The sequence below is a fragment of the Nocardiopsis coralliicola genome (assembly GCF_054779695.1).
Window position 1 is genome coordinate 32672 of sequence record NZ_BAAGXT010000031.1, and the last position, 20132, is coordinate 52803.

Annotated in this window: 15 protein-coding genes; 4 read left to right on the forward strand and 11 right to left on the reverse strand. The window is 75.1% G+C overall.

Going from position 1 to position 20132, the window contains the following annotated elements; translation table 11 throughout:
- Positions 1 to 363 precede the first annotated feature (363 nt).
- Both ACYVGT_RS19600 and ACYVGT_RS19605 read right to left on the reverse strand, forming a co-directional pair.
- Positions 364 to 1377 (reverse strand): neutral zinc metallopeptidase, encoded by a 1014-nt coding sequence (locus ACYVGT_RS19600; protein ID WP_460860490.1) that lies wholly within the window; start codon positions 1375 to 1377, stop codon positions 364 to 366.
- Positions 1378 to 1680: 303 nt separating this feature from the next.
- On the reverse strand, positions 1681 to 2487 hold the full coding sequence (locus ACYVGT_RS19605; protein WP_460860493.1) for a TetR/AcrR family transcriptional regulator: 807 nt from the start codon (positions 2485 to 2487) through the stop codon (positions 1681 to 1683).
- A 319-nt stretch (positions 2488 to 2806) separates the two neighbouring features.
- On the opposite strand from ACYVGT_RS19605, the gene ACYVGT_RS19610 reads away from it, so the two are divergent.
- Positions 2807 to 5053, forward strand: coding sequence for an MMPL family transporter (locus ACYVGT_RS19610; RefSeq protein WP_460860495.1), 2247 nt, complete (start codon positions 2807 to 2809; stop codon positions 5051 to 5053).
- Between the two features lie 247 nt (positions 5054 to 5300).
- Here ACYVGT_RS19610 and ACYVGT_RS19615 read toward each other — a convergent pair whose 3' ends face one another.
- The 5 genes from ACYVGT_RS19615 to ACYVGT_RS19635 form a co-directional block, all read right to left on the reverse strand.
- Positions 5301 to 7403, reverse strand: a complete 2103-nt coding sequence (locus tag ACYVGT_RS19615) for a 3-hydroxyacyl-CoA dehydrogenase NAD-binding domain-containing protein (RefSeq protein ID WP_460860497.1) — start codon at positions 7401 to 7403, stop codon at positions 5301 to 5303.
- Complete coding sequence (locus ACYVGT_RS19620) at positions 7400 to 8602, reverse strand: thiolase family protein (RefSeq protein ID WP_460860501.1); 1203 nt, start codon at positions 8600 to 8602, stop codon at positions 7400 to 7402. Before ACYVGT_RS19620 ends, ACYVGT_RS19615 begins: the two co-directional genes overlap by 4 nt.
- Positions 8603 to 8831: 229 nt before the next feature.
- Entirely contained in the window at positions 8832 to 9722 is an 891-nt protein-coding gene (locus tag ACYVGT_RS19625) for a tetratricopeptide repeat protein (protein WP_460860567.1), read from the reverse strand.
- Between the two features lie 456 nt (positions 9723 to 10178).
- On the reverse strand, positions 10179 to 11447 hold the full coding sequence (locus tag ACYVGT_RS19630) for an HRDC domain-containing protein (protein WP_460860505.1): 1269 nt from the start codon (positions 11445 to 11447) through the stop codon (positions 10179 to 10181).
- Between the two features lie 195 nt (positions 11448 to 11642).
- Positions 11643 to 12272 (reverse strand): DUF3000 domain-containing protein, encoded by a 630-nt coding sequence (locus ACYVGT_RS19635; protein ID WP_460860507.1) that lies wholly within the window; start codon positions 12270 to 12272, stop codon positions 11643 to 11645.
- 348 nt (positions 12273 to 12620) lie between these two features.
- Between ACYVGT_RS19635 and hemE the strand changes: the two genes are divergently transcribed.
- Positions 12621 to 13646, forward strand: a complete 1026-nt coding sequence (hemE, locus tag ACYVGT_RS19640; RefSeq protein WP_460860571.1) for a uroporphyrinogen decarboxylase — start codon at positions 12621 to 12623, stop codon at positions 13644 to 13646.
- 709 nt (positions 13647 to 14355) lie between these two features.
- Here hemE and ACYVGT_RS19645 read toward each other — a convergent pair.
- Entirely contained in the window at positions 14356 to 15372 is a 1017-nt protein-coding gene (locus tag ACYVGT_RS19645; protein WP_460860509.1) for a DUF4349 domain-containing protein, read from the reverse strand.
- Positions 15373 to 15649: 277 nt separating this feature from the next.
- On the opposite strand from ACYVGT_RS19645, the gene hemG reads away from it, so the two are divergent.
- Positions 15650 to 17140 (forward strand): protoporphyrinogen oxidase, encoded by a 1491-nt coding sequence (gene hemG, locus ACYVGT_RS19650; RefSeq protein ID WP_460860511.1) that lies wholly within the window; start codon positions 15650 to 15652, stop codon positions 17138 to 17140.
- A 119-nt stretch (positions 17141 to 17259) separates the two neighbouring features.
- Positions 17260 to 17967, forward strand: coding sequence for a hydrogen peroxide-dependent heme synthase (hemQ, locus tag ACYVGT_RS19655; protein WP_460860512.1), 708 nt, complete (start codon positions 17260 to 17262; stop codon positions 17965 to 17967).
- 88 nt (positions 17968 to 18055) lie between these two features.
- Here the strand turns inward: hemQ and pssA are convergent, their stop codons facing one another.
- From pssA to msrB, 3 genes are all read right to left on the reverse strand, one after another.
- A complete protein-coding gene (pssA, locus tag ACYVGT_RS19660; protein ID WP_460860514.1) occupies positions 18056 to 18886 on the reverse strand; it encodes a CDP-diacylglycerol--serine O-phosphatidyltransferase in 831 nt (276 codons plus the stop codon).
- A complete protein-coding gene (locus ACYVGT_RS19665) occupies positions 18873 to 19535 on the reverse strand; it encodes a phosphatidylserine decarboxylase (protein ID WP_460860517.1) in 663 nt (220 codons plus the stop codon). The genes pssA and ACYVGT_RS19665 overlap by 14 nt, the downstream gene beginning before the upstream one ends.
- Before the next feature lie 97 nt (positions 19536 to 19632).
- Positions 19633 to 20076, reverse strand: coding sequence for a peptide-methionine (R)-S-oxide reductase MsrB (gene msrB / locus ACYVGT_RS19670; RefSeq protein ID WP_460860520.1), 444 nt, complete (start codon positions 20074 to 20076; stop codon positions 19633 to 19635).
- Positions 20077 to 20132 lie beyond the last annotated feature (56 nt).

The window sequence follows — 20132 nt, forward strand, 5'->3', positions numbered from 1 at the left end:
CCCGGGGTTCGCGAACCACCCGCCCCGCCAGCCGCCGACCTGCAGTCCCACTATTCACACCAGTCACATCTGCCCCTCGTGCCCCGCGACCAGCTCAGCGGATCAGCCCGGTGACCAGGCCGCGCTCGGTCGCCGACCCCGGGGCCTGGCCCCCTCGCCGTCGCTGCCGCTTTTACGCTTGTCCGACGCACTGAACACCGGTACCCCGGCTGCAGAGGGCTGGGAGCCTTCGGCCTGAGCCGCCCCTGTCCCGCGAACAGCAGCAGCCCTGGTGGTGCAGCGGGCCGCCCGGGGCGGCGGGACAGAGCCGGAGGACCGCCGGCGAAGCCGCCCCTGCCGTGCTGGCGGGGGCCTGGGCCGGAGTCAGCGGACGGAGGGGGGCGAAGCCGCGTAGGTGTTGCAGTCGTCGAGGGTGTCGGCCGCGGCGCCGCGGTCGTACCATTCCTGGCGGTTGTCGGCGCTGCCGTGCGTGGCGAGGTCGTCGCCGCCGTTGAGCAGGTCGTTGACCCGGTCGACCGAGGCGCCGCTGAAGGTGCCCAGGCGGGGAAGGGCGAGGCCGGCCATGCATTCGGCCTGCAGCTCGGTCCGGCGCAGCGCCTCCAGCTCCTCGCCCTCAGTGGCCGCCTCCGCCTCCATCGCGTAGGACTCGCCGAGGACCCCGGTGACCTGCTGGACGTGGTGGCCGTACTCGTGCGCGATGAGGGCCGCCCACACCCCCTCCTGGTCGCGCGCCGGGAACTCCCCGGACAGCTCCGTGACGTTCGGCAGCACCACGGTGATGCTGTGGTCGGAACCGGAGTAGTAGGCGAGGGTCATCCCCTCGTCGCTGGAGAGGCCGTCCGGGTCGGTGTCGGTGGTGTGGAACGACGGGTCGGCGCCGCGGACGCCGACCTCCTCGAGCCGCGGCCGCCACAGGTCGTTCAGGCAGTCGCCCAGCTCGGCGCTGAACGACTTCCACGAGGTGTCCGAGGACGGCTGGAGGTCGGGCAGCGGGCAGTCCACCGGTGCGGGAGCGTCCAGGCCGTAGGCGGGGTGGTCGGCCACGTCCACGGCGACCGCCTCGGGCGGCACGGTGAGCTCGGGGTTGTAGCCGGTCGACGGGTCGACGGCCTGGCGGGCCGGATCGGTGGCCGCGCCGACCTGCGCGGCGACGAGCGCTCCGGCGGCCAGGGCGGCGGTCAGCGAGACCGCCGCAGCGGTTCCCGCGGCGGTCCAGACCAGGGCGCGGGACGCCGCCTTCCTCTGCGGGGGCGCCGACGGTCCGGGCGGACGGTAGGGCGCGAGGCCGAAGGGGGCGGCTCCGTAAGGCGGGGGGCCGTAGCGGGCGGGGCCGTGCGGAGGGGGCTGCGGCGGGCCGTAGGGGGCCGCTGGCGGCACCGGAGGCGGCGGCTGGGGGTGCGGGCCCTGTGGCGCGTGCGCGGCCGGGGGAGGGCCGGACGGCGGCGCCGGCGGCGGCCCCGGGCGCGCCGCATCGGAGCTGCTGAACGTGTCCACCTTGCCGCCCCCGCCTGATCGCCGTCCCGCCCGCGGACCGTCGGGCGGGGGAGAGATCATCCACCATATGACGATTTGCGCGGGAAGGGGAAGCGTGCCCGCCACCGGCCTCCGCCCCGGTCACAGGGCCGGGGCGGCGCCTCCGCCGCGCTGCCGGGGCGCGGGCGGCACCGGGCCGGAAGGGGGTCAGGCATTCCCGGGCGGGCGGTACTCGAGGCCGGCGAGGGTGAGCATGTCGGCGAGCTCGGCCTCGAAGAGCGGCTCCATGTCGCCCATGATGATGCGCATGTGCTGGAAGACCTCCATGCAGACCAGGCCGTAGAGCCGCACCCACAGCGACATCAGCAGCCGCTGCGCCGCATAGGGGGTGGCCGCCGAGGTGAAGGCGATGTTGCCGGCGAACTCGTCCAGCTGGGCGCGCAGCGAGTCCGGCACCGTCGCGTCGGCGGGGAGGGTGAAGCGCTCCTCCGCCAGCACCTGGTCGAACAGGGCGAAGAAGGTGGCGGCGAAGCCCTGCGCGGCCGCGAGGACGCGCGGGTCCGGATCGGGCGGTTCGGTGCCCGGCGCGCCGAACAGCAGTCCGAACTCCGCCGGATGGTCCAGCGCCCAGCGGCGGAACGCGCGCAGCGCCGTCAAGACCCGCCCGTCGGTGTCGCCGGCGGGCAGGGCGGCGCTCGCGCCGCGCACCGCGTCGGCGAGCTCGGTGAACAGCTCGGCGCGCAGCGCGGCGAGCAGGTCGCTGAGTGAGGAGTGGTAGCGGTACAGCCCCGGCGCGGTCATGCCCATGTCGCGCGCGATCGCCCGCAGGCTGATGCCGTCCGGCCCGCTCTGCACGAGCTGCCGGCGCGCGGTCTGCCGGATCTCCGCGAGAGTGGCCTCGCGCACACGCGCGCGTCGGCTCGGCGCGCCCTCGGAGGCGCCGGCGGCTGGGCCGCCGTCCGCCGCGGCCCCGCCCAGGTGGGGCCGCGTCCGGCCCGGCTCCGACGTCTGCATCCGCCCCTCCTCGACCGGGCGCGGCCGCCCGCTCCTGCCTCGGGCGGCCCGGAGCATCTCCCGCCCGCGCCGCGTGCTCTGCGACCTGGTGTCCCGTTTGTCGTTCTTGACAGTAGACGTCGCCGTGTCTAGCGTCCACCTGCGAACACTGTTAGCTCACGCTGTTCACGATCGCGAACCCTGTTTGCGAACGTGTTCTTCCACGGTAACAGCGTGCGCCGCGGGCTTGCAGGCCGCGCCGGGTCCGGCGCACCGCAGTGCCGCACCCCCAGCCGCATCGGCGCCGCGAGCGCCCGAAGCCGCACCCAGGAGGAGCCGCATGTTCGCAGCACTCGGCCGGTTCACCTACCGGGCCCGGATCGCGGTCCTGGCGCTGACCGCCGTGCTGGCCGCTGCGGCCGCCGTGTGGGGGAGCGGTGTGTTCGGCGCGGTGAGCGACGGCGGCTTCGAAGACCCCGGCTCGGAGTCGGCCCGCGCCGCAGCAGTCATCGAGGAGGAGCTCGGCCACGACGGCACCGACGTCATCGCCGTGTTCCGCAGCCCCGAGCTGAAGTACGACAACCCGACGTTCGCGCACCAGATCAAGCAGATGCGCGACGGCCTGCCCGACGAGGTCGCCTCGGCGACGACCTACCTCGACGACGGACTCTCGCGCACCGAGCGCGGCATGCTGCTCTCCACCGACGAACACGCCACCTACGTGCCCATGGTGATCGAAGGGGACACCAAGGCCGAGCGGCTGGAGAACTTCACCGCTATCGCCGACGAGATCAGCGCCGGACCGCTGGAGCGGTCGCTCGGCGGCCCGCTCGCCGTCGAGGCCGAGATCTCCGAGCGGGCCGAGGGCGACGTGGTCCGTGCCGAGCTCATCTCGATGCCGCTGCTGCTGGTGCTGCTGGTGGTGATCTTCGGTGGCGTGGTGGCGGCGCTCATGCCGCTGGCGGTCGGCGGGCTGGCGGTCGTCGGATCGCTGGCGGTGCTCCGCGGCCTGACCGGGATGACCGAGGTGTCGGTGTTCGCGGTGAACGTCGCGACCCTGCTCGGCCTCGGCCTGGCCATCGACTACGGCCTGTTCATCGTCAGCAGGTTCCGCGAGGAGCTCGCTGCCGGGCGCACCGTCGCCGAGGCGCTTCCGCGCACCCTCGCCACCGCCGGGCGCACGGTGGCCTTCTCCGGTGTGACCGTGATGATCGCCTTCGCCGGGCTGCTCTTCTTCCCGCAGCCGATCCTGCGCTCGATCGGGCTGGGCGGTATCGCCGTCGTCCTGTTCGACCTCATCGCCGCGCTCGTCGCGCTGCCGGCGCTGCTGGCCGTCGTGGGCCGCCGCATCGACGCGCTGCGCGTCTTCTCCCGGGTGCACCGGAGGCGCGCCCTCAGCCTCACCGCGGCGGCGGCCGGCGGTGCCGGGCGGGCCGTGCAGCGGGTGCGGCACAGCGGGGCCTGGGAGCGCCTGGCGCACAGCGTGATGCGGCGCCCGGTGCTGTACGTGCTCGCCGTCGGCGGGGTGCTCGGCGTGTTCGCCTCCGCGCTGCTCTCCCTGGACGTCGGCAGTACCGACCAGCGCTACCTGCCGGCGGGCGCGGACAGCCGCACCGCAATGGAGTCGCTCGCCGACGACTTCCCGGCCGGCGCCGTCAGCACCGCCGACATCGCCGTCGCCGGCACTGTCGGCGACAGCGCCCTCGACGACTACACCGAGCGCCTCGCCGGAATGGACGGCGTGGTGCAGGCCGAGACCGCGCGCACCGGAGACGGCGCCGCGCACGTCACCGTCGCCTACCGCGGCGCCGCCGACGCCCCGGAGTCCGAGCGCCTCATCGAGGCCATCCGCGCCGACCCCGGCCCGCAGGGCGCCGACGAGGTGCTGGTCGGCGGAGTCGCTGCACAGCAGATCGACAACGTCGACGCGATCACCGAGGCGATCCCGGCCACCCTCGGCTTCGTCGTCGCGGTCACCGCGGTGCTGCTCTTCCTCGCCTTCGGCTCGCTCGTGCTGCCGGTCAAGGCGGTCCTCATGGGGTTCCTGTCCCTGGGCGCGTCCCTCGGCGTGGTCGTGTGGGGACTCCAGGACGGCCACCTCGCCCCGGTGCTGGGCTTCGACGCCGTCGGCTCGATGGACCCGACCTACCTCGTGCTGATCCTCGTCGTCGCCTTCGGCCTGGCGATGGACTACGAGCTGTTCCTGCTCAGCCGGGTCCGCGAGGAGTACCTGGCGACCGGCGACAACCGGGCATCGGTCGCGATCGGCCTGCAGCGCACCGGCCGCATCATCACCAGCGCGGCGCTGCTGCTGGTCGTGGTGCTCGCCGCGATGGGCTCCTCGGCGCTGCTCGTCCTGAAGATCATCGGCGTGGGCCTCACCGTGGCGGTGGTCGTCGACGCGACCCTGGTCCGGGCGCTGCTGGTGCCGGCCACCATGCGGCTGCTCGGCGACGCCAACTGGTGGCTGCCCGGCCCGCTGCGCCGCCTGCACGACCGCATCGGCATCACCGAGGGCGGGGACGCGCCAGGGCCGCAGCAGGCGCCCGCTACCGAGCGCAGCGCGCAGAGCGCTCCGCTGGGGTAGGCGGAACCCCGCGGACGCGCAGAGCCCCCGGGCGGGTGCACCAGGGGCTCTGCGTGCGCTTGGCGGCGCTCGGGGAGGCGCCGCGCGGAGAAGGGCGGACCGCGAGCGCGGCAGCGACGCGAGCGCCGGCGGCCCCCGGCCGCCGGTCCCGCGGACCGGCGGTAACGGCGAAGGGCCCCGCCCATCCGGGGCGCGGACGGGCGGAGCCCTCCGGGTCTGCCTCAGCGGTGCTGGAGCGCCGGGCGGATCAGACCGCCGTGAGGCCCTCGGGGTGGAACTTGGCGCCGTTGACCTTCTCCGCGACGCCGGAGTAGTCCAGGTACGGCGTGATGCCGCCCAGGTGGAACGGCCAGCCCGCGCCGCTGATGAGGCACAGGTCGATGTCGGCGGCCTCGGCCACCACGCCGTCGTCCAGCATCAGCTTGATCTCCTTGGCCAGCGCCGCCAGCGCGCGGTCCAGGACCTCCTGCTCGCCGGGGCCCTCGCCCTCGGCCGAGAAGATCTCCTTGACCCTGGGGTCGAGCTGGAAGTCGGCGCCGTAGAAGTCCGTGATGCCCTCCTCGACGACCGTGCGCTGCTGCGCGGAGACGCTGAACCGGTCCGGGAACGCGCCGGCCAGCGTCTCGGCGACGTGCAGGCCCACGGCCGGCCCGACCAGCTGGAGCAGCAGCAGCGGCGACATGGGCAGCCCCATCGGCGCCACCGCGCGGTCCGCGGCCTCGACGTCGGTGCCCTCCTCGACCGCGCCCAGCACCTCGCCCATGAACAGGGTGAGCAGCCGGTTGACGACGAACGCCGGAGTGTCCTTGCACAGCACCGCGGTCTTCTTCAGCTTCTTGGCGACCGCGAACGCGGTCGCCAGCGCCGGGTCGTCGGTCTGCTCGCCGCGCACCAGCTCCAGCAGCGGCAGCACCGCGACCGGGTTGAAGAAGTGGAAGCCCACGACCCGCTCGGGGTGCCGGAGCTTGCTCGCCATCTCGGTGACCGACAGCGAGGAGGTGTTGGTCGCCAGGATCGCCTCGGGCGAGACGACCGCCTCGACCTCGGCGAACACCTGCTGCTTGACGTCCATCCGCTCGAAGACGGCCTCGATGACGAAGTCGGCGTCGGCGAAGGCCTCCTTGGTCAGCGAGCCGGTGACCAGGCCCTTGAGCCGGTTGGCCTTGTCCGGGTTGACGCGGCCCTTGGCGAGCAGCTTGTCGACCTCGCCGTGCACGTAGGCGACGCCCTTGTCCAGCCGGTCCTGGTCGAGGTCGGTCAGCACGACCGGCACGTCCAGCCGGCGGGCGAACAGCAGCGCCAGCTGGCCGGCCATCAGGCCGGCCCCGACGACGCCGACCTTGGTGACCTTGCGGGCCAGCGACTTGTCCGGCGCGCCGGCCGGCCGCTTGGCCCGCTTCTGCACCAGGTCGAAGGCGTACAGCCCGGCCTTGAGCTGGTCGCTCATGATCAGGTCGGCCAGCGCGTCGTCCTCGGCGGCGAAGCCCTCGTCGCGGGTGCGGTCCTTGGCCTCGGCCACCAGCTCCACCGCGCGCACCGGCGCCGGCGCGGCGCCGTGCAGCTTGCCCTCCAGGGTGAACCGGGCCATGTTGACGGCCTGGTCCCACGCCTCGCCCCGGTCGACCTCGGGGCGCTCCACGGCGATGTCGCCCTTGACGACCTTCGCCGCCCAGCGCAGCGACTCCTCGACGAAGTCGGCCGGCTCGAACATCGCGTCCGCGATGCCCAGCTCGAACGCCTTGGGGCCGTTGAGCTGCTTGTTCTGCGCGAGCGGGTTGTCGATGATGACCTTGAGGGCCTTCTCGGCGCCGATCAGGTTCGGCAGCAGGTAGGTGCCGCCCCAGCCGGGCACCAGGCCGAGGAAGGCCTCCGGCAGCGACAGCGCCGGCACGCCCGAGGAGATGGTGCGGTACTGCGCGTGCAGCCCGACCTCCACGCCGCCGCCCATGGCCGCACCGTTGATGAAGGCGAACGTCGGCACGCTCATCTCGCCGAGCTTGCGGAACACCGCGTGGCCGAGCTGGCCGATGGCGTGCGCCTGCTCGCGGTTCTGCAGCAGCGGCACACCGGTCAGGTCGGCGCCGACCGCGAAGATGAACGGCTTGCCGGTGACCGCGACCGCGACGATGTCGGTGCGCGCGGCGGCCGCGTCCAGCGCCTCGCCGAGCGCGGTCAGGCCGCCGGGTCCGAACGTGTTCGGCTTGGTGTGGTCGTGCCCGTTGTCCAGCGTGATCAGCACCGCGGTGCCGGCGCCGTAGGGGAGCTCCACGTCGCGGGCGAGGGCCTTGGTGACGACCTCGCCGGTGAACAGTGCGCGTGCCTCTTCGAGCCCGTCGATGGCGTTGCTCACTTGGCGTTCCCTTCCCAGTTCGTGTTCTCCCACAGCACGGTCCCGCCCATGCCCATGCCCACGCACATCGTGGTGACGCCGTAGCGGACGTCGGGGCGCTCGGCGAACTGGCGCGCCAGCTGCATCATCAGCCGCACGCCGGAGGACGCCAGCGGGTGGCCCAGCGCGATCGCGCCGCCCCACGGGTTGACGCGGGCGTCGTCGTCGGCGATGCCGAAGTGCTCCAGGAAGGCCAGCACCTGCACCGCGAACGCCTCGTTGATCTCGATGAGGCCGATGTCGTCGATGGAGATGCCCTGGCGGGCGAAGAGCTTCTCGGTCGCCGGGACCGGACCGACACCCATCACCTCGGGCTCGACGCCCGCGAAGGAGAAGTCGACCAGGCGCATCGGCGCGGGCAGGCCGAGCTCGGCGGCGGTGTCCTCGGCGGCCAGGATCGCGCCGGTCGCGCCGTCGTTCAGGCCGGCGGCGTTGCCCGGGGTGACGTTGCCGTGCGGCCGGAACGGCGTCTTCAGGCCGGCGAGGCCCTCCAGCGTCGTGCCGGGACGCGGCGGCTCGTCCGCCGTGGCCAGGCCGAAGCCCTCCTCGGCCGAGCGGACCAGCACCTCGACCAGGTCCTGCTGGATCTTGCCGTCGGCGTAGGCCTTGGCGACCTTCTCCTGGCTGCGCACCGCGTAGGCGTCGGAGCGCTCCTTGGTGATGGAGGGGAACCGGTCGTGCAGGTTCTCCGCCGTGTTGCCCATGACCAGCGCGGTGGGGTCCACGAGCTTCTCGGACAGGAAGCGCGGGTTGGGGTCGACGCCCTCGCCCATGGGGTGGCGCCCCATGTGCTCGACGCCGCCGGCGATGACCACGTCGTAGGCGCCGAAGGAGATCCCGGCGCCGGAGGTGGTGACGGCGGTCAGCCCGCCCGCGCACATGCGGTCGATGGCGTAGCCGGGCACGCTGCGCGGCAGCCCGGCCAGGAGGGCGGCGCTGCGCCCGATGGTCAGGCCCTGGTCGCCGATCTGGGTGGTCGCGGCGATGGCGACCTCGTCGACGCGCTCCGGCGGCAGCCCGGGGTTGCGGCGCAGCAGCTCCCGGATTACCCGGACCACAAGGTCGTCGGCGCGCGTCTCGGCGTACATCCCCTTGCCGGCCTTGCCGAACGGGGTGCGGGCACCGTCGACGAACACCACGTCGCGGGCGGTTCGCGGCACGATTGCCCCTCCTTCTCACACGGATGAACGGCTTCTCGCCCCAATGCTACTCATGAGTAACCACCGTGTCGTCCGCGGTGTTCCCGTTCCGGGCGCGCGCCGTGTGCGCCCGGAACGGCAGGGGCTGCCGGGCGGCCGGCGGAAAGGGGCGCACGGCGCCGCACCGCCCGCGGCACAGGGCCGCCACCGCGCGCTGCGCGGTGGCGGCCGGCGGGCTGCAGCAGGGCGCTCAGAAGAGTGACGCGGCCTCGCGGTGCCGTCCGGCCGCGCTGTAGGCGCCGGCGAGGTCGCGGCGGAGCTTGAAGGTGAGCATCCGGATCTCCGGGTCGCCCACCGCGGCCAGCCCGTTCCGGTAGGCGTCGCGCAGCGTCGAGATCGCATCGCCGTGCTCGCCGGCCTGGGTGTAGGCGCGGCCGAGCCGGTGGTGCACGACCAGCGTCTCGTAGTGCCGCGCGCCGAGCCGGCGGGTGCGCTGGGCGAGGACCAGCTTGAGCTGGCGGATCGCCTCGCCGTGCCGGCCCGCGGCGTTGAGCGCCAGGCTCAGGCCGGTGCGCAGGGACTCCCGGGACAGCGGGTCGGCGGCGTCCTCGATGGCCCGCTCGTAGTGCGCGATCGACGCGTCGTACTCGCCGGACCGGCGCAGAGCCGAGGCCAGTCGGCTGCGCGCCTCCACGGTGTCGTGCGCGACCGGTCCCAGCTGCTCGGTGCGGCTGCGCAGCAGCGCCTCCCACTGGACGGCGGCATCGGCCGCGCGCCCGGAGTCGCCGTAGCACCAGGCGAGGTTCTCCCGGATCACGTCGGTCTGGGAGTCCTCGGCGCCGAATACCCGCACCGCCACGTCGAGCGCCTGCTCGAACTGGGCCATCGCGGCTTCGCGCCGGCCGATCTGGGCGTACTTGCTCGCCAGGTTGTTGCGCGCGGCGATGGTGCGCGGGTCCTCCGAACCGTGCCGGGTCAGCCGGTCGTCGAGGGTGCGCTCCAGCGACGCGGCGCGCTGCGCCGGGGTGTGCCCGGCGGCGATGGCGGCATCGGATGCGGTGGACGGGCGGGGTGCCGGGGCGGGTGCGGACGCCGGCGCACCGCTGCGGCCAGTGCCCTTGCGCACCAGGTTGCGCCACATGGACACCAGGTCCACCTCCCCTTCACGGAGCACGCTGGAACGCCCAGCGGGGGACGCTTCCTTGTGGGGGGTCCGCCGGTTGGGCTTGCCAGTCCGCATCGACAACAGCACGATTCCATAACTTAATCCGCTCCGGGGTGGCAGTGGAACCATCCCCGGGGGGTTCTCGCTTGTGAGTCGCGCCACTTATCGCATTTTTACAGTTAGATCATGTTTAAAGCGCTCTGTGTCTGGTTTGTAGACACCTGGGCGGAAACCGTTGCGCGGCGCTCCGCAGCGCGCAGACCGCCCGGGAACCCGCCGCTCCGCGGCGCAGCGGATCGCGCAGTGAGGGCCCAGCAGCGCAGTGTGGCAGGGCGGGGCCCAGCGGCGGCGGGCGGGGCTGGGCCGAACGCTCCGGGCGCGGGCGCGGCCGCCCTCCGGCAGCGCTCCGGAGGCGCGCCTACCGCGCCCGCATCAGGCCGCGGCGCGGCGCAGCGCCGCGGAGAGCGGCTCGGCGGTCAGGCCGATCTGCCACTCCCGCGCGCCGTGCTCGCGCAGCCGCTCGCCGACCGCATCGGCGCCGGTCTGCTCCGGCGGCGTCCAGGAGAGCCGCCGCACCGCATCCGGCTGCAGCACGTTCTCGGTGGGCATGGTGACCCGCTCGGCGATCTCCGAGACCGCGGCGCGCGCCGCCTCCAGCCGGCGGGCGGCGGCCGGGTCCCGGTCGGACCACCGGTTGGTGGGCGGCGGCCCGTCGCCGGGCGCACTCGGTTTCGGCAGCTCCGACGGCGCCATGTCGCGCACCCGGTTGACCGCCTTGATCCACTGCGGCACGTAGCGCCGCGCCAGCCGCACGCCGAACGCGCGGATCGACGCGAGCTCCTGCGGCGTGCGCGGCATCGCGGCGGCGGCCTCCACGATCGCGGCGTCCGGCAGTACCCGGCCCGGCGCGGTGTCCCGCTCCTGGGCGATCCGGTCCCGCTCCTGCCACAGCTCGCGGACCACGCCCAGTGCGCGCTGGTTGCGGACCCGGTGGATGCCTGACGTACGGCGCCACGGGTCCGGGCGCGGCTCCTTCGGGGGCGCGTTCAGCGAGGCGGCGAACTCCTCCCGGGCCCAGTCGAGCTTGCCGGACTCCGCGAGCTCGGCCTCCAGCGCGTTGCGCAGGTCGACGAGGACCTCCACGTCCAGCGCGGCGTAGGTGAGCCACTCCTCGGGCAGCGGGCGGGTGGACCAGTCCACCGCGGAGTGCTCCTTGGCCAGCCGCAGCCCCAGGACGTTCTCCACCATCGAGCCTAGGCCGACCTTGGGGTAGCCGAGCAGCCGGCCGGCCAGCTCGGTGTCGAACAGCGCGCCCGGCCGGAAGCCGACCTCGGTCAGGCAGGGCAGGTCCTGGTGGGCGGCGTGCAGTACCGCCTCGGCGCCGGACAGCGCGTCGCTGAGGCCGGACAGGTCGGGGCAGGCGATCGGATCGATCAGCGCCGACCCGGCGCCGTCCCGGCGCAGCTGCACCAGATAGGCGCGCTGGCCGTAGCGGTAGCCCGAGGCCCGCTCGGCATCGACCGCAACCGGTCCCGAGCCGGCGCCGAACGCGGCGACGGCGGAGGCGAGCGCGGCGCCGTCGTCGGTGACGGGCGGGAGCCCCTCGCGTGGCGTGCGCAGCAGGGGCGCCTCGGCGCCGTCCGCGCCCTGGGAGTCGTCGGGATCGGGGGCCGGTGTCGTTGAATCAAGCACGTTCGCCACAGCTCTACGGTATGCGCTCCGCGGGACGCTCCGCCCTCCCCGGGTGCCGCGTGCGCCCTCCCCGGCCTCTGCGGCGCTGCGTGCGGGCAGGTCGGCGGCCTCGGCGGGCGGGAGTCCGGAAGCGGCCTGCAGCGGGCGCTCCGGTGCTTCGGGCGGCCGGAGCCCAGCTGTTCGGCCGCCGGCCGGTGCGCCGGTCTATTCGGGGTCGGTCGCGCGGCGCGCCGAGAGGTCGGCGACGTCGGCGGGCGGGAGTCCGGAAGCGGCGGACAGCAGGGCGCACCAGGCCGCCATGTGGCCGGCGAGGTCCTCGTCGCCGGGGGTCCAGGAGGCGCGCAGCTCCAGTTCGGTGCTGACCGGCTCCTCGGACTTCGCCGCGAACCCCTCGGTCGTCGCCCGTGTCACCGTGCCGCTCAGCGCGGAGTGGTCCGCGCCGCACGACTCCAGGGCGTCGGTCAGCCAGCTCCACGCCACCTGCCCGAGCAGCGGGTCGGCCGCGATCTCCGACTCCACCTCGGAGCTCACGTAGGCGACCACCCGGAACGGCCCGGGCCAGCCGCGCGTGCCGTCGGGGTCGTAGAGCACGATGAGCCGGCCGAGCGCCACCGGATCGTCCTCCGCGGCGCCGGGGCCGGTCACCCGCGCCGACAGCGCCACCGCGTGCGGCGCCAGTCGGCGCGGCGCCGGCATCGCCTCGACGGTGATCTCCGGGCGGATCGCGGCCGCATTCAGCCGCTCGACCGCGCGCCGGAACGCGGGGGGCGCGTCGTCGACCCCGACCCTGTCCCTGTTGACAGGAGGCTTGTTGGACACGTCTGCCTTAACCATGGTCGTTGGGAGGCCGGGAGCCGAGGGGGTCCGGGCCCGGTTCGCCGCCGGCCTGCCGGGCGCGGCCGCTGGCGGCGGCAGCCGCAGCGCGTGACGGGGCCGATCAGCTGCAACCGTGGCACGAGTCACGCGTCGCACTCCGGCGTTTCACCGGCGTGTCGGTGTTTCGTGATGATCTTGGGACCCGGTGCATCCCCGCGCCGTTACCACGGGCCCGATCCGGCTGCAGCGCGGGGCTTCGGGCCGGAGCGGCCACCGCGCTCCGGCGCGCGGCCGCACTCGGACGCCCGCCAATCCCCGGGGCCGTCTCCGGCCCCGCCGCGTTCGTGGCACGATCGGACCGTGACGCTGCACAACTCTCCCTTCCTCCGCGCCTGCCGGCGCCTCCCGGTGTCCCGCACACCGGTGTGGTTCATGCGCCAGGCCGGCCGCTCCCTGCCCGAATACCGCGAAGCGCGGGCCGGCGTGCCGATGCTCGAAGCCTGCGCCCGCCCGGACCTGATCACTGAGATCACCCTGCAGCCGGTGCGCCGGCACGGGGTCGACGCCGCCATCTACTTCAGCGACATCGTGGTGCCGCTGAAGGCGATCGGGGTGGACCTGGACATCCTGCCCGGCACCGGCCCGGTCGTCGCCGACCCGATCCGCGACGCCGCCGGCGCCAAGCGGCTGCGCCCGCTGGAGCCGGACGACGTCGCCTTCGTCAGCGAGGCCGTCGGCCAGCTGGTCGGCGAGCTCGGCGAGACGCCGCTGATCGGCTTCGCCGGCGCGCCGTTCACCCTCGCCTCCTACCTCATCGAGGGCGGCCCCTCGAAGAACCACGAGCGCACCAAGGCGCTGATGTACGGCGAGCCCGCGCTGTGGGACGACCTGATGGGCCGGATCGCCGACATCACCCTGGCCTTCCTCGAGGTGCAGATCGCGGCCGGCGCCTCGGCCGTGCAGCTCTTCGACTCCTGGGCCGGCGCGCTCAGCGCCGAGGACTACCGGGCGTCGGTGCTGCCGCACAGCGCGCGCATCTTCGAGCGCCTCGCCGAGCACGACGTCCCGCGGATCCACTTCGGCGTGGGCACCGGCGAACTGCTGAGCCTGCTCAGCGAGGCCGGCGCCGACGTGGTCGGGGTGGACTGGCGGGTGCCGCTGGACAAGGCGGCCCAGCGCGTCCAGCCCGCCACCGCCCTGCAGGGCAACCTCGACCCGGCCGCGCTCTTCGCGCCGTGGGAGGTCATCGAGGAGCGCACCCGCGACGTGCTCACCCGCGGCAAGGCCGCCGAAGGCCACATCTTCAACCTCGGCCACGGCGTCCTGCCGGACACCGACCCCGAGGTGCTCACCCGCCTCACCGAGTTCGTCCACGCCGAGACCGAGGACTGAGCGAACCGCCCCGCAGCGCCGCACCCCCTCCGGTGCCCCGGCACCGGAGGGGCCGCGCTGCTTCTGTCCGGCGGGCCGCAGCGCCCGCCGCCGGCGCAGCCCGCGCGCACCGCACTGCAGCGCCGCAGCGCTCAGCGGAGGCCGCCCCTCCGCCGCCCCGCCGGCAGCGCCACCGGCGCTCCGCCGCGGCCGGGCCCGCGCGAACCGTGCCCGCCCCGTCCCTGCCGCGTCCGATTGCGCATCGGGCACACGGCGGCTGCCCGCGGCCGAACTGCACCCGGCGGTACCACCGTGCGGCCCCCTCACCCGCTGGCGGCCCACCCGGCCGCGGTGCCGGCCCGGCCCGGTGCGCACGTCCGGTCCGGCGCGGTAGACGGAACCGCCGGACCGTCGGCGTGCGGCGTCCGCTCCGCGCTCGGCACGCGCCGGCGCACGGCCGCCGGAGGTCCGCCGGACGGCGGCGGGTGGGACCGGGGCCCGCCGTGCCGCTCCGGCGCCCCGGCGGGCCAGGGGCCGGAGCGGGATGTCCGGGGATCTGCCGCCGAGGGGCTGACTGCGTCCCCGCTCGGCGGCGGTGCGGCGTCCGCTGGCCCCTGCGCACGCGGTCGGCCGGGGAGCGGCCGGGACTTCAGCGAAGGGGCGCGGCAGGGTTCGGCCGGGCGCCGCGCCGCATCGGCAGCGCGGCGGCCGTTCCCCGGGTAGCGGCGGGTCACCCGGTCCGGTGATCGTCCGGTCCGTCCGGTCCGTCCGGTCCGTCCGGGCCGATGGGGCTGCCGGAATCGGCGGCGGCCGCCTCTCCCCGGTCCTGAGGCGGCTCCGCGGGGGCAGGGCGCCGTGCACGGCGGCGGGGGAGGGGGAGGACCGGCCGCAGGCCGCGCCGGGCGCGCCAGGCGGCCGCCGGGGCGGCGAGGAGGGCAGCGGCAGCGGCGAACGGCAGCAGCCAGCCGGCGACCGCCGCGATCAGGCGGCCGGTGGCGACCAGCGCCGACCAGCCGGCGGCGAGGGCGGCGAGGAATCCGGGCGGGCCGTCGTCCGCGGGCGCCGTACCCGGTTCGGACAGCGTCAGCTCCACGGTGCCCAGCGCCACGCTCTCCGCCAGCGCGTCCTGCCGCGCCTGCAGCGACTCCAGGTTCTCCTGGCGGGTGGCGATCTCCGCCTCCACGGCGAGCACGTCCTCGACGCTCTCGGCCTCGTCCAGCAGGCCGCGCAGGCGCTCCAGCGAGTCCTCCGCCGATGCGGTCCGGGCATCGACGTCGGCCACGTCCTCGGTCACGTCCTCCACCGAGCTCTGCAGCCCGGTCCGCTCGCCCAGCCCGGCGAACTCGTCCAGCGCCTCCGCGTAGGAGTCCTCCGGCACCCGCAGCACCAGGTCCGCGTGCGGACTGGAACCGCCGGAGACGTTCTCCTGCTCGATATGGCCGCCGTAGGAGTCGGCGATCTCCGTGGCCCGCTCCGCGGCCTCCGCAACGCCGTCGGTCTCCACCTGCAGCTGCGCGGTGCGCACCTGCAGCCGCTCACCCGCCTCGACGCTGCCGTCCGCCGCGCCCGGTTCCGCGCCGCCGTCCTCGGGGGCCGCCGCGGCGCCGCCCTCCGCACCCCGGTCGCTGCTCTGCCCGGCGGGCGCATCCGCGGGTGCCGACGTGTCCGCCTGCTGCGCACCGCAGCCGGTCAGCACCACCGCGAGCAGCGCCGCAGGGACGGCCGCCGACCGTGCCGTGCGCCGCATCCGGGCGCGGTGCGGCCGCGCTGTCCGGGCTCTGCTCTGCCGCGTCTCAACGTCCATGCTGCTGCGACGTGAAATCGGCCACGGCGGTTCCCGCGCGGCCGCCGCCCTGCGCCTGCGGCGGCCGGCGGCCGGCACCGGATCGGGCGCCAGTGCGCACCATCCCGACCTGCCGCGCCGCGCACGGGCAGCCCGCAGCGCCGCGGCACCGGAGCAACGACGCCGACGCCACACCGGGGGCGGCTGCGGGGGGTGCCGAACGTCTGGAAAGCTTGCAGGCATGAGCGCAGATGCTGATGCCGGCGGCACCGCCGCCGGCGCCTCCGCGGGACGCAGCCGGCACCGGGTCGCCGTCGTCGGCGGCGGCGTGGCCGGCCTGACGGCGGCCTACCGGCTCGCGCGCGCCGGACTGCGCCCCGCCGTCTATGAAGCCGCGCCGCAGACCGGCGGCAAGATCTCCGCCTCGCCGGTGGCCGGCGTTCCCGTGGACGCCGGCGCCGAGTCGGTGCTGACCCGCCGGCCCGAAGCCCTCGAACTCGTGCGCGAGCTCGGCCTGTCCGACCGCATCGCCCGCCCAGCGCCCGGCCCCGCCCGCATCTACAGCCGCGGCCGGCTCCGCCCGTTCCCCGCCGGCCACGTGATGGGCGTCCCCGGCGACCCGGTCGCGCTCGCCCGCAGCGGCGTCCTGTCCCCGGCCGGCGCCCTGCGTGCCGCCGCCGACCTGGTCCTGCCCCGCACCCCGGCGCGGGGCGATGTCGCGGTCGCCGACTACGTCGGCGCGCGGATGGGCGCCGAGGTCGTCGACCGCCTCGTCGAGCCCATGCTCGGCGGCGTCTACGCCGGCCGCACCGAGCGCCTCTCGCTCGACGCCGCACTGCCCCAGGTGGCGCCCGCCGCCCGCGCCCGCCGCTCGCTGATGCGCGGCGTGCACGCCCTCGTCCGCGCCCAGCGCGCCCCGGCGGCCGAGCGCGGCGGTGCGCCCGGCCCGCCGTTTGCCACGCTCACCGGCGGCCTCGCCGGACTGCCCGCGGCTCTGGCCGGAGCCGTCGCCGAGCACGGCGGCACCGTGCACACCGCGACGCCGGTCACCGCGCTGGAGCCGCACGGCGGCGGCTGGCGGGTGCACACCGCCGACGGCCGCGCCGACGTCGACGCCGTCGTCCTGGCCGCCCCCGCACCCGCCGCAGCCGCCCTGCTCCGGGCCGCCGCTCCGGACGCGGCAGGCCTTCTCGGCGGTATCGGCTACGCCGGTATGGCCATCGCCGCCTTCGCCTTCCGCTCCGGCGACCTGCCCGGCCGCCCGGACGGCAGCGGATTCCTGGTGTCGCCCCGCGAAGGGCTCACCGTGAAGGCCGCCACCTTCAGCAGCACCAAGTGGCCCTGGCTCGCCGACGCCCTGGCCGCGGCCCACCCCGGCGAGGACCTCACCGTGGTGCGCTGCTCCATCGGCCGCGCCGGCGAGGAGGCCGCGCTGCGCGCCGGCGACGCAGAGCTGGCGGAGACCGCCCGCGCCGACCTCGGCGCGGTCCTCGGCCGCACCCCCGGCACACCGCTGGACACCCGCGTCACACGCTGGGCCGAAGGGCTGCCGCAGTACGACGTCGGCCACGAGGCGCGCATCGGCGGTGTCCGGTCCGCGCTGGCCGGCCTGCCCGCGCTGGAGCTGTGCGGCGCCGCCTACGACGGCGTGGGCATCCCCGCGTGCATCGCCGGGGCGACCCGTGCGGCCGAGCGGATCGCCGCGGCCGTGCACCCGCCCGGGCAGCCCTGACCGCGGGCGCTCGGACGCGCCCCCGGCTCCGGCGCCCGCCGGAGCCGTACCGACCTTCCACCGACCGACAGCACCGACCGGGCGCCGCAGCGCCGCGGCGCGAGAACAAGGAGCCACCCGTGAGCACCGGAACGACCGCTGAGACCGCCGGCACCGAAGAGCTGAACCAGCTCATCCGCTACACCATGTGGTCGGTCTTCAAGGCCGAGGACACCGCGGAGCTGGACCGCGCGGCAGCAGGCGCCGAACTGGCCGACTTCCTCGCCGGCGCCGAGAAGGCCGGGGTGACCACCCGCGGCGGTTACGACCTGCAGGGCTTCCGCGCCGACGCCGACCTGATGTTCTGGTGGATCGCGGACAGCCCCGACCAGCTGCAGGAGACCTACGCGTCGTTCCGCCGCACCGCGCTGGGCCGGGCCTGCTCGCCGGTCTGGTCGGTCATGGGCCTGCACCGCCCGGCCGAGTTCAACCGCGGCCACGTGCCGGCCTTCCTCGCCGGCGAGGAGCCCCTCGACAACATCTGCGTCTACCCGTTCGTGCGCTCCTACGAGTGGTACCTGCTGCCCGACGACGAGCGCCGCGCGATGCTCGCCGAGCACGGCCGGATGGCGGCGCCCTACCCGGACGTGCGCGCCAACACCGTCTCGACGTTCGCGCTGAGCGACTACGAGTGGATGCTCGCCTTCGAGGCGGAGGAGCTGCACCGCATCGTCGACCTCATGCGGCACCTGCGCGCCGCCGAAGCGCGCCGGCACACCCGCCTGGAGGTGCCGTTCTACACCGGCCGCCGCAAGGCCCCGGAGGAGCTCGTGGCCGCACTGGCCTGAACCGGAGGGCCGAGCGCGGAAGCACCGGTGCCCCGCACCCGCCGAGCGGCGGATGCGGGGCACCGGTGCGTGTCGGAGCCCTTCCGGGTCAGTCCTCGGCGGCGTCCGGGCCGGCGCCGGCCGAGCGGCGCGTCGCCAGCAGGTAACCGGGGATCGCCAGCAGTAGCACCAGGACCAGGCCCGACCCCGAGTACAGCAGGGCGTCGCCCGCGGGCGCGTTCAGCGCCCAGGCGGCCAGGCAGCCCACGCTGCCCAGGATCCAGAACAGCACGCCGAAGGCGGCCCGCCCGCGCGGTTTGGGGTACTCGAGCCGGCTGACCATCATCCACGCCACCACGAGCACCGCGGCGGTACCGACCAGCGCCGGCGGGTCGAGCAGGACGATGGTGACCACGGCCATCGCGCCGAACGGGCTGGGCAGGCCGGTGAACGACGACGCCCCCGGGGTCTCGCAGGAGAACCGCGCCAGCCGCACCACCACGGCGAGCAGCACCGCGGCGGCGGCCGCGATCGGCAGCGGACCGCTGTCGGAGACCGACGTGCCCCACGCCACCACGAAGAACGCGGGGGCGAACCCGAAGCTGATCACGTCGGCCAGGTTGTCCAGCTCGGCGCCCATGCCGCTGCCGCCGAGCCTGCGCGCCACCCTGCCGTCGAACAGGTCGAACGCTGCCGCGGTTAGCAGCAGCACCACCGCGGCGGCCATCGCGCCCCGGTCCAGCGGACCGCTCCCGCCCGCGGCGAGGTGCTCCGCCTGCGCCGAGGCCAGCTGCCAGACCGCCATGAACCCGCACAGCGCGTTGCCCAGTGTCAGGTAGTCGGCCAGGGCGAGCCGCATCCGCGGTGCCGCGGCCGATGCCGGCCCGGCGTCGGCGGTGAGGCCGGCGGCAGCCGGCGCGGCCGCGCTAGTCGCGGTCAAGGCGGGTTTCTCCGGCCCGGACCACCTGCCCGACCTCCACCGCCGGGGCGATCCCCGGCGGGAGGTAGACGTCGACGCGGGACCCGAACCGGATGAGGCCGATCCTCTGTCCCTTCTCCGCCTTCTGCCCCTCAGCGAGATACGGGACGATACGCCGGACCATCGCGCCGGCGATTTGGACGACCGTGATCTCACCGACCTCGGTTTCGAAGGTCCAGATGACGCGTTCATTACGCTCGCTGTCCTTGTCGAATGCGGGGCGGAATCCTCCGGGGCGGTGCTCCTGCCGGATGACCGCTCCCGCGATGGGGGCACGGTTGACGTGCACGTTCAAGGGGTTCATGAAGACGGCGACGCGGGTGCGCCCGTCGGGCCGGGTGTCGATGCTCTGCACGGTGCCGTCGGCGGCGGAGACCAGGCCCGCGGGGGGCGGGGTGCGGTCGGGGTCGCGGAAGAACCACGCCATCGCGGCGGCGAAGCCGACCGCGGGGACGGCGAGCGCCCGGCCCGCGCGCCGGCGGCGGCCGGCGAGCAGGGCCGCCCCGGCAGCCGCGCACGCGGGGACCAGCCACGGGGCCGAGCCCTTCGCCATGCGCGGGGGGCGCACCCGGGAGGTGGGGCGGGAGCGTGGATGGGAGGAGTCGGTCATCAGGAGCTTTCGTCGTGGGGCGCTCACGCGGCGCAGGGCCGGACCGCGGGGGAGCGGGCAGCCCGGGGGCGCCGCGGGCGGTGGAGAAGACAGGATGCTAATGCACGGAGTCGTCCGCCTCCAGGGTGAGCGCCACGGAGTTGATGCAGTACCGGTCGTCGGTGGGGGTGTCGTAGCCCTCGCCGCGGAACACGTGCCCGAGGTGCGAATTGCAGTGTGTGCAGCGCACCTCGGTCCGTATCATGCCAAGCGAGCGGTCCTCGTGCAGCGTTACGGCAGAGCTGTCTGCAGGATCATAGAAACTCGGCCAGCCGCAGTGCGACTCGAACTTCTCTGCGGAGCGGAACAGCTCCGCGCCGCAGGCGCGGCACCGGTAGACGCCGACCGTGGCCGTGTCCACGTACGCGCCGCTCCACGGCCGCTCGGTGGCCCCGCGCCGCAGGACCGCGTACTCCTCCTCGGAGAGCCGCCGCCGCAGCTCCTCTTCACTCGGAACGGCAGCGGGCCCCTGCGGGTCCGCGCCGCGCGTTGAGTCGTCCATGGTGACGACGCTACCGCGTCAGCGCCCTCCGTGCCTTCCCGGGCGCGCCCGGGTGA